The organism is Bacillus sp. A260 (genome assembly GCF_009861435.1).
GTDB lineage: Bacteria > Bacillota > Bacilli > Bacillales > Bacillaceae_G > Bacillus_A > Bacillus_A cereus.
Genome location: NZ_CP046398.1, coordinates 1,781,767 through 1,795,237 on the forward strand (window position 1 = coordinate 1,781,767; position 13,471 = coordinate 1,795,237).

The window sequence follows — 13,471 nt, forward strand, 5'->3', positions numbered from 1 at the left end:
TAAAACACTACAGAAATAGTGAAAAGGTAAAAAATAGCATTACAATAGTTTGAAAAACTGAAACTTCATATTTTTCGACAATACATACAAAATGTTTTTGTCTTTTCGTATTTCTTAATAATTGAGTTTGATAAGATTGCTCAATTAACTTTTATTATAAAAACTATGAAGGAAGTGATTTTAGTATGGAAACGCTCGAATTGGCACGAATACAGTTCGCATCAACAACGATTTTCCATTACTTTTTTGTTCCGCTGTCAATTGGTTTAGCTTTTATTATTGCGATCATGCAAACGTTGTATGTGGTAAAAGGGCAAGAGGTATATAAGAAGATGGCAAAGTTTTGGACGCAATTATTCCTTATTAACTTTGCAGTAGGTGTAGTAACAGGTATTTTACAAGAATTTCAGTTTGGTATGAACTGGTCAACGTATTCACGTTTTGTAGGTGATGTATTTGGTCCCTCGCTTGCAATTGAAGGATTACTGGCATTTTTCATTGAGTCTACATTCCTAGGTTTATGGGTATTCGGTGAGGACAAATTACCGAAGCGAATTCACTTAATGTGTATTTGGCTCCTTTCAATTGGAACGATGTTATCAGCATTCTGGATTTTAACTGCAAGTGCATTTATGCAGTCACCTGTCGGGTATGAAATGGCAGCTGATGGTCGTGCGCAAATGAATGATTTCTTAGCCATTATTCAAAACCCACAACTATGGGTACAATTCCCGCATACAATTACAGCGGCAATTGCAACAGGTGCATTCTTTATTGCTGGTGTAAGTGCATGGAAAATTACAAAAGGACAAGAAACTGTAGTATTTAAAAAATCTTTCCGAATTTCTATCATTGTTGGAACAATTACAACGGCGCTTGTATTGTTCTTTGGTCATGCACAAGCGCAACAATTAATTAAGACACATCCAATGAAGATGGCGGCAGCTGAAGCGCTATGGAATACAAGTGAGGATCCAGCACCATTTACAGTATTTTCGAAAATTGATACAGAGAAGAAAGAAAATTCGTTTGAAATTCAAATCCCTTATATGCTAAGTCTATTATCGTATGATAAGTTTAGCGGTCAAGTTGAAGGGATGAATCAAATTCAAAAACAATATGAGGAAAAATATGGACCTGGAGATTATATTCCTCCAGTGCATACAATGTTTTGGAGTTTTAGAGCGATGGTAATGAGTGGAACATTCATGCTTCTTCTAGGAGCTTACGGATGGTTCTTATCAAGAAAAGATCGTTTAGCTGAAAAAACGTGGTATTTAAAATTAATGGTGTATGCAATTTCTCTTCCATTCATCGGTAATACAGTAGGGTGGATTATGACTGAAATGGGTCGTCAACCTTGGGTAGTATTTGGTGTAATGAAAACAGAAGATGCTATATCACCAAATGTAACATTCGGTGAAGTATTATTCTCACTTATTTCATTCACATCAATGTATTTAATTATGGGTGGAATTTGTGTGTACTTATTTGTTCGTACCATTAAGGGCCACACGAATAAGAAAACGAAAAAGGATTATCAAAGCCATGATCCATTTGATAAGGAGGAAGAGTATGTTATCTCTTAATGAGTTGTGGTTTTTAGTTATTGCAATCTTGTTTGTTGGATTCTTCGTACTGGAAGGTTTCGATTTTGGTGTAGGAATGGTTTCGAGGTTTTTAGGAAAGAATGATTTTGAAAAACGAGTTTACTTAAATACAATAGGACCGTTCTGGCACGCGAATGAAGTATGGCTTGTTTGTGCTGGTGGAGCCATGTTTGCGGCATTTCCGCACTGGTATGCAACTTTATTTAGTGGTTTTTATATTCCATTTGTATTTATGCTTCTTGCTTTAATTTTAAGAGGTGTTTCCTTTAAATTTCGTGCGAAAATAGATAATCATAAATGGAAGAGTGCATGGGATTGGGGGATGTTTATTGGAAGTATGTTACCTCCTATCCTTTGGGGAGTTGCGATTGCAAACTTTATGGTAGGTGTACCTATTGATGAGAGTAAAAATGTTGTAGGTGGATTCTTGCAATTACTTCATCCATTTGCGTTACTTGGAGGAGTAATGTTTCTCCTACTATGTATTGTTCACGGATTACAATTTCTTACGATACGTACAACTGGTAAATTGAGAGAACGTGCACGAATTGCTGCAATAAAAATTGCACCATTTTCATTACTTACACTTCTTGTTTTTGCTGGTGTGGGGTTATGGAAAACCGACATTTTCACTGCTCATGGAACAGAATGGATTATGGTACCAATCGGAGCTTTTGTAGCACTATTAGTGTCCACTTTATTAAATAAAAGAAGAAGAGATGGTTGGGCTTTCTTTATGACGAGTTTAACGATCATTTTACTAAGTGCGAGTGTATTTATCGGTATGTTCCCACGTGTTATGATTAGCTCTTTAGGAGCAATGAATGATTTGACAATTTACAACGCAGCATCAGGAGCTTATGCATTAAAACTTATGACTTACTTTGCGATTGCTATTTTGCCTTTCGTTATCGGAAGTCAAATATGGAGTTATTATGTATTTAGACAACCTGTTAAGTCAGACAACGATTTGGAGTACTAATGAAAAGAAAAAGAGGACTTCCGTCTTATCCCGGTAGCCGTATTTTATATGTAGCGTTAACGATTATTAGTATTTTAGAAGCTTTTAGTATTATTGCGCAAACAATCTTTTTAGCACGAGCTATTACGTTTTTATTTCATGGAGAGACAGTACAAACAATATTAAGTGAAGTTGTTTATTTTGGTATCGCGTTTGCAGCGCGTAACATAGTAGTTCGAACATCACAAATATTAGTGGAACGTTTTGCTGAAAAAACAGGGTCGTTACTAAGAAAACAATTGATAGAGGCATATTTCACATTAGGTCCAAGGTATGTTCAAACTGTTGGAACTGGTCATCTGGTTACCTTATCAATTGAGGGGATTGAGAAATTTAAAACATATATTGAATTAACGATTCCTAAAATGATTAGAAGTAGTATCGTTCCAGGTCTAATTGTACTATATGTTTTTACGCTAGATATTGAGTCTGGAATCATTTTAGTTGTAACGATTCCTATCGTGATCATATTTATGATTCTTCTCGGATTAGCAGCGCAAAAAATGGCAGATAGTCAGTATGAGATATATCGTGTACTTTCGAATCATTTTGTAGATACGTTAAAAGGTTTAGAAACATTAAAGTATTTAGGGAAAAGTGAACAGCACGAAGGAAAGATTGAAAAAGTAAGTAAAAGATATAGAAAAGCAACGATGCGTACTTTGCGAGTTGCTTTTCTTTCTTCTTTTGCATTAGATTTCTTTACGAGTTTATCAATTGCGTTTGTGGCAGTTGGATTAGGGATACGTTTAATAGATGGAACGATTATACTATTACCAGCCCTTACAATTTTGATTTTAGCTCCGGAATATTTTCTGCCGATTAAACAAGTGGGAGCAAATTATCATGCGACATTAGATGGACAAATTGCGATGGAGCAAATAGAAGAGATTTTGCAACAACAAAAAGGAATACAAAAGAAAGATTTAAATGAAGATATAGTATGGAATGCCTCTAGTAGCTTGAAATTACAAGATATCAAAGTTAATAATACTGAATCTGAAAAGGCTATATTAGAAGGAATTAATTTTACTTGGGAAGGTAACGGTGCTATTGGTGTTATTGGTGAAAGTGGTGCAGGGAAATCGACGTTAATCGACGTATTAGCAGGTTTTTTATCTCCTTCGAGTGGAAAGATGTTAGTAAATGGTGTAGAAGTTGATGGATCTACTCGTGAAGATTGGCAAAAAAATATTGCTTATATTCCGCAGCAACCTTATATTTTTCCGCTTTCATTAAAGGATAATATTCGTTTTTATGAAACAAATGCAACAGATGAAGAAGTTGAAAGAGTTATTAATGAAGTCGGCCTTCGTTCACTCGTTACATCACTTCCAAATGGGATACACGAAAGAATTGGAGAAGGTGGACGTATGCTAAGTGGCGGACAAGAACAGCGTGTTGCTATGGCGCGTGCGCTTTTAAGTAAAAAACCAATCATTTTATTAGATGAGCCTACGGCACATCTTGATATTGAAACCGAATTTGAAATAAAGCAAGCGATGTTACGTCTATTTAATGGAAAGTTAGTATTTTTAGCAACTCACCGTCTACATTGGATGAAACAAATGGACCATATCCTTATTCTAAATAAAGGGGAAATGAAAGAAAGTGGGACGTATGAAGAACTTTTAGAGAATGAGACATTACATTTTCATAGGGAAGAGAGGGGAGAGAAATGAGTAACTGGGTTAAACCTTATATAAAACAAAATAAAGGTAGAATGACTTTAACTATTTTCCTTGGTCTTCTTGGAGTTAGTTCAGGAGCGATGTTACTTTTTATTTCAGGTTATTTGATCTCAAAATCTGCCCTTAGACCAGAAAATGTAATGGCTGTATATGTTCCTATTGTTGCAACAAGAGCGTTTAGTATAGGGCAAGCTGTATTTCATTATATAGAGCGCCTAGTCGGACATGATGTCGTACTACGTATATTAGAAAAAATGAGAACGAGGCTATATAGAATAGTAGAACCACAGGCGTTATTTTTCCGTTCTCGATTTCAAACGGGTGATATGTTAGGAGTGTTATCCGAAGATATAGAGCATTTGCAAAACCTATATTTACGTACAATATTTCCTAGCATATTAGCGCTAGTTGTTTATAGTATCTTCGTACTTGTTATCGGTGCATTTGATTTTGTTTTTGCACTTATTGTAGGTTGTATGTTAGCTATTATCGTTTTTCTTCTTCCGTTTGTATCATTACTTTTGATGAAGAAACATCATGTTACTTTAAAGCAAGGAAGAAACCGTTTGTATCAACAACTGACAGATGCTGTTTTTGGATTATCTGATTGGCAAGCAAGTGGTCGTAAAGATGAATTTATTAATGAGTATGTAAAACAAAATGATCAGTTGTTAAAAATCGAAAAGAGAGTGAAACGCTGGTATCATATTCAGGACAGTATCATTCAATTAGTAGTAGGTATTGTAGTTATTTCGATGATCATATGGACTGGGAATGAAGCGGCAAGTGAACAAATTGCTCCTACAGTTATCGCAGCTTTCGTATTAATGACTTTATCTGTAACAAACGCGCTTATTCCTATTGCAGATGCCATCGATCGAATACCGTCGTACGTAGAATCTACCCATCGTCTTAATGGCGTAGAAAGTGATAGTGTTTTACATGATGAAACGGATTTGCATGGAGAGAAAGATTATATTGAACCAAAACATGTAGATATTGAACTGAATCACGTATCGTATAGTTATCCAGATAGTAATGAGATTGTATTAAAAGATGTATCATTACAAATAAAAGCAGGGAAGAAAATTGCTATTTTAGGGAGAAGTGGGACAGGGAAATCTACTTTACTAAAATTGTTAACAGGGGCGTTAAGCCCAGTAAATGGACAAGTTGTATTGAATGGTGAACGAGCTCATACGAATCTTTTAGCTAAATATATTTCTGTATTAAATCAAAAGCCGCATTTGTTTGATACGACAATTGGAAATAATGTACGAATTGGCAAACCGGAGGCGACGGATGAAGAGATATGGAAAGCTTTAGAGAAAGCACAATTAGCTTCACATGTTACTTCTCTTCCAGACGGATTACAAACAAAAATGCATGAAATGGGAAAGCGGTTTTCTGGTGGGGAAAGACAAAGGGTTGCTTTTGCTAGAACTCTTATGCAAGAAACACCAATTATTGTACTTGATGAACCGACTATCGGTTTAGATCCAAAAACAGAATTGTCTTTAATCGAAACAATGTTTTCTGCAACGGAAGAAAAGACGGTTATTTGGATTACGCACCATCTTGTAGGAATAGAACATGTAGACGAAGTTATATTCCTTGATCGTGGCCAAATTGTCATGCAAGGTAGTCATAAACAACTTCTGAAAGAAAATGAAAAGTATCGTAAACTTTATGAGTTAGATAAAGGAATATGATTTGAATAAGCAATAATTGTAAAAATAGCTACGCCTAATGGTGGAGCTATTTTTTTGTTAGATTGCAGGTGTATATGATTGTTACGAATTAAAAATGAATTTCATATTATACATATAGTGGAGGGGATGTACATGAAGGAGCAATATAAAATCATTGTTTTAAGTGATGAGTTATCAGGGGAGAGGATTCGAAATACGTTAGACAAAAATAAATGTAAAACAATAGTTCATGTTGTAGACGTTTCAGATGTTGTTCGTATAGAAAGTTCTTTTCAATATATAGTCATTTGGAGAGGGGACGCAGAAAAACTTACAAATGACTTGATAAATAGGGGCGTGCAAAGTTCAAAAATTATTAATTTAACAAAATACATGTATGAATGGAAGGATAAATTAATTTCTATCTATCAAATAAATCCGGATCTTATGTCTTTATACATTTCTATGAAAAAAGCAAAGAGTGATCCGACGTATGAATTGTTTGCTACCGGTTTGTCTTATCCACATTGTGGCATAAGTACGGAGCTTCTCTCAAAAAAGTCAATAAAATTAACACTTCCATCGCAAGATCTATACTATGATTATTTAATAGCGTCACAACTTTTATCAAACAATCATTCATTTCAATATTGTTTAATAGGAATAGCCTATTTCTCGTTTTACTTTGATATGTCGTTATCATCTGAATCATATAGAATTCACAAAGTATATTATCCATTGTTTCAAGATGGTCATCATACTGTAGTTCATTCTCCTCTACCCACTGATGGATTCTCACATCTAAATACTCCGAAACCACTTCTTTCTATTTTTAATTTGCATTTTGAATATATTTTATTAGACGAACTAAAAGATGAATCATTGACGCTGCCTTGGATAAATGCTGAATGGAATACTACTTCTCTTCATATTCCTTTTGAAGAACACGGGAAAATAAGAGCAGCTTCACATGCTAAATTGGCGTATCCTCATACTTTAGATGAAAATAAAATGATTTTTAAGAAATATTTAGAATTACTGTTAAAAAACGATATAAAGCCATTAATTGTTGTGTTCCCTGTTACTTCACATTATTTCAATTGTAGTAGTAAGAAATTAAAAGAAGATTTTTATAAAGTTATAAATGATTTTCAAACTCAATATTCTTTTCAAATTATAGATCTATTTGATTCGCCATTATTTTGTGACGCTGATTTTTATGATAGTGATCATATGAATAAAAAAGGTGCAAATAAAATGTCCGCATTATTAAATATGTTTATTCAGGAACGAAAAGTATGATATTTTGTTTCATGTTTGCATAAAAGTATATAGGCTCCATACAGTTAAAGTAATGTGATTTTTGTGTCGCGTATATAAATAATATGCGAAGAGGTGAGAGAGTTAAAATGAGAACTCGTATTGAAAGAACTGAAGAAATGGTAGAGCAACTTCCGTTGGTAAGTGTATTAATTCCTACGTATAATCGTCCTAGTTACTTTGAAAAGGCGTTATGTAGTGTGTTAGAACAAACGTACCCTAATATAGAAATTATAGTTGGAGATGACAGCACGAATGATGAAACAGAAAAATTGTTACAAAAATACTTATGTGATCATTCAAATATTATTTATATAAAAAATAGGTCAACTCTCGGACAATTTGAAAATGCGTTAATGTTATTTAATGAAGCGAACGGTGAGTATATAAATTTTTTAATGGATGATGATGTATTTCATGTGAATAAAATTGAAAAAATGATGAAGTATTTTTTCAATGATTTAGATAATGAAATTAAGCTTGTAACATCTCATCGTCAAGTCATTGATGATAAAGGGAAAGAACTGCGACATATTTATTCGACTGTCCGTTTATTTGAAGAGGATACCATTATAGAGGGAACAGAATTAGGAAATAAGGTAATTGTGGATCAAAAAAATTATATTGGAGAACCGACAACAGTTTTATTTCGTAAAAATGATTTACAAGAACCATATGGGATTTTTGATAAGAGGCGGTATTTATGTAACGTAGATATAGCTTCATGGTTATCTTTATTAAGTAAAGGAAAAGCAGTATATATAGCAGAGACACTGAGTTACTTTCGATTACATCCAGATCAACAGTTAAATGAATCTAATAAAATGATGGATGGGTTAGAAGATTTTTCACACAGTATTATAGCAGGAGAACAATATGGTTTCTTATCCACCGAAAAAGAGTTAGACAAAGCGATAACTAATTTTCTAGATTATGCAAGAAGGATAGTTCCATCATCAATATTATATACATTAGACTATTACCAAAAAATTAGAGCGAAGAAAATAAACATAGAAAAGAAAAAACAACATATAAATAATAATTCTTCATTACCGAAAGTAAGTATACTTATTCCTGCATACAATAGACCTTATTACTTGGAATTAGCACTCAACAGCGCTTTGAATCAAACATATGAAAATATTGAAATTATTATTTCTGACGATAGTACAAATAATGAAGTCAATGCTATGATTCAACCGTACTTACGTGAATATGAGTGTATTACATATGTTAAAAATGAAACGCCGTTAGTTGCCGAAAACTTTAATAAGTGTGTAGAACTTGCGAATGGGGACTATATAAACTTTTTATTAGATGATGATTTATTTCATCATGAAAAGATCGAGAGAATGATGAAATACTTTTTGACGTTAGAAAATATTTCATTTGTGACGTCATATCGTGAACTGATTGATGAGAATGGAGAGATATTACCACCTTCAACATTAAATATGAAAATCGCGAAAGAAACTACACTTTTTGAAGGAAAAGAATTAGGAAATTATATGTTAAAAAACTTAAAAAATGTAGTTGGTGAGCCGACAACTGTTTTGTTTAATCGGGATTTGTTTGACGGGAAGTTTGGATATTTTAAAGGAAAGGCTTATTCTGCTATTAATGACATTGCAACTTGGCTAGATATGATGAGGAAAGGAAAAGTAGTTTATATGCAAGAACCTCTTAGTTATTTTAGACAACATAGTGGACAAAATCAAAAACAAATGCATTTTATTTTAATGACAATTGAAGAGTGGATTGAATTAATTATAGATGCATATAATAGTGGATTTTTAAGCTCCGAAAGTGAGTATAAAGAGAGTTTATCTTATTGTTTAGAAAATGCGGGATTTATAGTTAAGGATGCAGTAAAAAATGGCGAACTAGATCAAATTTATAATGAAAAGATAAAAAAAGGGTTAAACAAGTTAGTTGCTCATATGTTTGAGAAAGAATCTTGTTATTGTCAATATTGCAATCAACAATTTGAAAAATTTTCACCTTGGCCAGCGCATTATGATTTTCCGAAATATAAATTTGAGATGTGGAATAAAGATACAGGGATATGTCCAGTTTGCAATTCGATGGATCGTGAAAGATTGTATCGTGCGTACATTGAAACGGAAACGGACTTGTTAAATAGAAACTATACAATGCTTCATATTGCACCTGAAGCGAAGTTAAGAGATTGGTTTAACGAGTATAAAAATATTATGTATGTATGTGGTGACTTAGAACCAAAGGATCCATTAATGAAGGAAATTGATGTTACAAGGATTACATATGATAGTAATACTTTTGATGTAATATTATGTAGCCATGTGTTAGAACACGTTCCTGATGATGACAAAGCAATGCGAGAGTTATATAGAGTGTTAAAGCCAAATGGATGGGGAATTATTCAAGTACCGATCGTAATGAATGTAGATTTTATTATAGAGAATGAATTAATTGTAACACCACAATTGAGGAAATTAGCTTTTGGTCAAGAAGATCATGTGAGAATTTACAATCAATCGGGATTTATTCAACGATTAATGAATGCAGGATTTAAGGTAGAATTATATAACATAGCGGAAAAACAAGGAATGAAAAGTGCTAGGAAGTTTGGATTATCTGAAACAGATATGCTCTATATTGTCCGAAAATCATAGGAAGGAATAGATAGATATGGAGAATATTCCTTTTTTACGTGCTTCAACTGTACCTGTAAGTGAGTATTTGGACGAATTGAAGGAAATTGATACATCTCACATATATACGAATTATGGACCTATAAATCAACGTTTTGAGGAAACAATTATGTCGTCATTTTTTCAAAACAGGGGAGCTGTTACAACAGTAGCAAACGCAACGTTAGGGTTAATGGCGGCTATTCAACTAAAGAAAAGAAGAAAGGGAAAGTATGCTCTCATGCCTAGCTTTACATTCCCTGCGACTGCCTTAGCCGCTATTTGGTGTGGATTGGAACCGTACTTTATTGATATTTCAATAGATGATTGGTATATGGATAAAACCGTACTTTTGGATAAAATAGAAGAATTAAAAGAAGAGGTTGCGATTGTTATCCCGTACGCCACTTTTGGATCATGGATGAACTTAGAAGAATATGAAGAACTAGAGAAGAAGGGGATTCCGGTTGTCGTAGATGCGGCGCCGGGATTTGGATTAATGAATGGAGGGATGCATTACGGTCAAGATTTTAGTGGAATGATTGTATATAGCTTTCATGCAACAAAGCCGTTCGGAATTGGTGAAGGAGGGCTCATATATAGTAAAAACGAAGAAGATATACAACGTATTAAAAGAATGGGGAATTTCGGATTTGATAAAAATCGTGAATGTACGATGATGGGGTTTAATTGTAAAATGTCTGAATACGCAGCAGCTATTGGGATAGCGACTATAAAAAAGTGGGATCAAAAATTAAAAGAACGCAGCCGTATTTCTGAATGGTATAAACAGTTGTTACAAAATACTGGGTTAATGAAAAAAGGGTGGAAAGTCCAAAAGACAGAAGCGGTTATTCACCAATTTATGCCTATCATTTGTCCAGAAGAAGTTCGCAATATACAAGTAATAGAAGAACTGAAAAAACAGAAAATAGAAGCTAGATTATACTTTTCACCATCTTGCCACCAACAAGTTCTTTTTAAAAACTATAAGTCTACAGATTTAACAAAGACGAATAAAATAGCAAAACGAATCGTAAGTTTACCTTTATGGGAAGGAATGACGAAAGAACTAGTAGAGCAAATTGTAATCTGTTTAGAGCAGAAGGTGGTGTCGGTAGATGAATAGTTTTTATAGTCAAGAAGAACTAAAGCAAATTGGATTTTTATCTGTTGGGAAAAATGTATTGGTTAGTAAAAAAGCAAGTATATATAATCCGAGTGCTATATCAGTTGGCAATCATGTAAGAATTGATGATTTTTGCATTTTAAGTGGTAAAATCACAATTGGAAGTTATTCGCACATATCAGCGTATACAGCGTTATATGGAGGGGAAGTTGGGATTGAAATGCATGATTTTGCAAACATCTCAGCTAAAACAATCGTATATGCAGTACTTGATGATTTCAGTGGAAATACATTAATGGGGCCAACCGTCCCGAATCAATATAGGAATGTGAAAGCAGAAAAAGTTATTTTAAAAAAACATGTGATTATTGGTGCCAATTCTATTATTTTTCCAAATGTAATTGTAGGAGAAGGTACGGCAGTCGGCGCGATGAGTATGGTAAAAGAGAGTTTAGATGATTGGTATATTTACGCTGGAATTCCCGTAAGGAAAGTAAAACCTCGTCAAAAAAAGATGCTAGAGTTAGAAATTGATTTTTTAAAAAGCATTCATTCTTAACAAAAAAGAATGAATGCTTTTTATTTTTATCCCGCTATTTGCCGATAAAGATTCGACTGGTGAGGGCTAATTAAAGTTTCACTTTATGATAGAGCAGAGTGTATCTTAACTTATTATGTTTTAAATTTTGCTGACCAAGGCAATACTGAGCCATAGTGAATGTAAAGTTGGAGGGCGAGCGTATATGTTTGATGAGGATGGGATTGTTTTAATTATGGAACCAGCTGATGAAAGAAACTTGAGGAGATTTATTTTTTCAGTGCCAAAGTCAGTGTATGAAAAGAAGGGGCTTACATTACACTATGGAACAGCTATAGGACAAGGATATATGGATATAATTGAAGATATTATAAGCGTACATATAGAAATAGATGTTGTAACGATAATAGGGCATGTAAGAGGATAAATAGCTATTTGAAAAAGGTTATAAACAATTTAGCTAGAAGTTATGTATAGAGAAAATTACAGACAATGATAAAGACGAAGGGGGTCTAAAATGAAAATAAAATCAATTTTATTAGTATTTATAGTTTCAATTGGTTTAATGGGATGTTCAATAGTGGAAGAAGGAAAGAACTCCATAGATTATGCTCAAAAGGCGACAGACTATGTAAATGAAATAAGTGCATTTGCAAATGATGCACCAGCATTAGCAGAAAAGGCCGTTAATGATAGCGAGGCTCGAAAAGAATTAGAAACGAAGCTTAGTGAAATTAAACAAGATATACCCGCATTCAATGAATTAACGCCACCTGATGTAGCAAAGGATATTCATCAACAAATCGTCGGATATAACGAAAAGTTAAATGCGTTAATTGATACGGCGATGACAAAGATAGAAGAAGGAAAAGTGGATGTAGAGCAATTTAAAAACTCCGAGCTTATGCAGACGGTAGATCAAGTTCGAGATTTGAAAGATAAAGTGCAAAATTTAGGTCAATAGTAAAAAGCTCCGTTTGTGATAAACGGAGCTTTTTACTATTGGATACAATAAACGATTACACCAACGATAATAATCATGTTGCCGATGAGTTTACGTTTCGTTATTTTTTCTCCTAGGAAATACCAACCGAAAATTAATATGATGATATAACTTAAGGATTCTAATGCTGATGCTTGTTTTAATGCCATGCCCTTCATGGCGATAACATTTAATCCGGCGTTAATTACAAATAAAGAGTAGCCGATAATAACATAAGGATTCACATATTCTTTTATTCTAGAATCGTATTGTTGCAAAGTAGCTTTTTTTAATAATATTTGTGAGTAATTAGCTAAAATTATCCCGAAAATAAATAATAACATATAACTATTCATCTTTTGTCACCACCACAATTCCGACGATAATAATAGCTGCACCAAGTAAATGATTCCACTGAATCGTATCTCCAAATAGAAATACTGACCAAAGCATTGACCACAGTATAATAATCCCGCGATGTGAATATGCTTTTGAAATTTCGAAATGTTTAATTACTTGTTGCCATAAAATTGCATATCCGAATAAAAGTATAACTAATCCGAAATAAGCAACAAAAAATGAGATGGAAGCAATGGGGAATTTAGCTGCCCATTTCATGTAAACCATAATGATAGAATATATCAAAAAAGCTACATGTAAAAATACGTAATTTTTAATAGTTGGTTTCATTTATTCACTCTCTTTTGCATATAAATATATATTTATACCTAATTTTTCTAGTGTTAGATATTGGAACATATTTTGTTTAATCTTTCACATTCCAAATTATATAGTATCATGGCTTTTATTGTAAAAC

At 33.3% G+C, this 13,471-nt stretch carries 12 protein-coding genes; 10 read left to right on the forward strand and 2 right to left on the reverse strand.

Annotated features, from left to right (window positions below; all coding sequences use genetic code 11):
* Positions 1-185: 185 nt before the first annotated feature.
* The 10 genes from cydA to GD442_RS09170 all read left to right on the forward strand — a co-directional run bounded on the left by cydA (position 186) and on the right by GD442_RS09170 (position 12,636).
* Positions 186-1,589, forward strand: coding sequence for a cytochrome ubiquinol oxidase subunit I (cydA, locus tag GD442_RS09125; RefSeq protein WP_098214180.1), 1,404 nt, complete (start codon positions 186-188; stop codon positions 1,587-1,589).
* Positions 1,576-2,592 (forward strand): cytochrome d ubiquinol oxidase subunit II, encoded by a 1,017-nt coding sequence (gene cydB / locus GD442_RS09130; RefSeq protein WP_000950085.1) that lies wholly within the window; start codon positions 1,576-1,578, stop codon positions 2,590-2,592. Before cydA ends, cydB begins: the two co-directional genes overlap by 14 nt.
* A complete protein-coding gene (cydD, locus tag GD442_RS09135) occupies positions 2,592-4,313 on the forward strand; it encodes a thiol reductant ABC exporter subunit CydD (protein WP_000824039.1) in 1,722 nt (573 codons plus the stop codon). Before cydB ends, cydD begins: the two co-directional genes overlap by 1 nt.
* Positions 4,310-6,034 carry a thiol reductant ABC exporter subunit CydC gene (gene cydC / locus GD442_RS09140; RefSeq protein WP_098214179.1) on the forward strand — a complete coding sequence of 575 codons (1,725 nt, stop codon included), beginning with the start codon at positions 4,310-4,312 and terminating at the stop codon, positions 6,032-6,034. Before cydD ends, cydC begins: the two co-directional genes overlap by 4 nt.
* 132 nt (positions 6,035-6,166) lie before the next feature.
* Positions 6,167-7,315: a hypothetical protein gene (locus GD442_RS09145; protein ID WP_141551313.1), complete on the forward strand. Its 1,149-nt coding sequence runs from the start codon at positions 6,167-6,169 to the stop codon at positions 7,313-7,315.
* A 107-nt stretch (positions 7,316-7,422) separates the two neighbouring features.
* The gene (locus GD442_RS09150; RefSeq protein ID WP_159365079.1) at positions 7,423-9,987 is read left to right on the forward strand and encodes a glycosyltransferase; all 2,565 of its coding nucleotides are present in this window, start codon (positions 7,423-7,425) and stop codon (positions 9,985-9,987) included.
* Between the two features lie 16 nt (positions 9,988-10,003).
* On the forward strand, positions 10,004-11,134 hold the full coding sequence (locus GD442_RS09155) for a DegT/DnrJ/EryC1/StrS aminotransferase family protein (protein ID WP_000427964.1): 1,131 nt from the start codon (positions 10,004-10,006) through the stop codon (positions 11,132-11,134).
* Entirely contained in the window at positions 11,127-11,693 is a 567-nt protein-coding gene (locus GD442_RS09160) for an acyltransferase (protein WP_001084193.1), read from the forward strand. The genes GD442_RS09155 and GD442_RS09160 overlap by 8 nt, the downstream gene beginning before the upstream one ends.
* Positions 11,694-11,877: 184 nt before the next feature.
* Positions 11,878-12,099, forward strand: a complete 222-nt coding sequence (locus GD442_RS09165) for a hypothetical protein (protein ID WP_000459099.1) — start codon at positions 11,878-11,880, stop codon at positions 12,097-12,099.
* Between the two features lie 90 nt (positions 12,100-12,189).
* Entirely contained in the window at positions 12,190-12,636 is a 447-nt protein-coding gene (locus tag GD442_RS09170; protein ID WP_000695199.1) for a DUF6376 family protein, read from the forward strand.
* Between the two features lie 35 nt (positions 12,637-12,671).
* Here the strand turns inward: GD442_RS09170 and GD442_RS09175 are convergent, their stop codons facing one another.
* Together GD442_RS09175 and GD442_RS09180 are read right to left on the reverse strand one after the other, a co-directional pair.
* Positions 12,672-13,010, reverse strand: coding sequence for an EamA family transporter (locus GD442_RS09175; protein ID WP_001089868.1), 339 nt, complete (start codon positions 13,008-13,010; stop codon positions 12,672-12,674).
* Positions 13,003-13,344 carry an EamA family transporter gene (locus tag GD442_RS09180; RefSeq protein ID WP_000805125.1) on the reverse strand — a complete coding sequence of 114 codons (342 nt, stop codon included), beginning with the start codon at positions 13,342-13,344 and terminating at the stop codon, positions 13,003-13,005. Before GD442_RS09180 ends, GD442_RS09175 begins: the two co-directional genes overlap by 8 nt.
* Between the last annotated feature and the right edge of the window lie 127 nt (positions 13,345-13,471).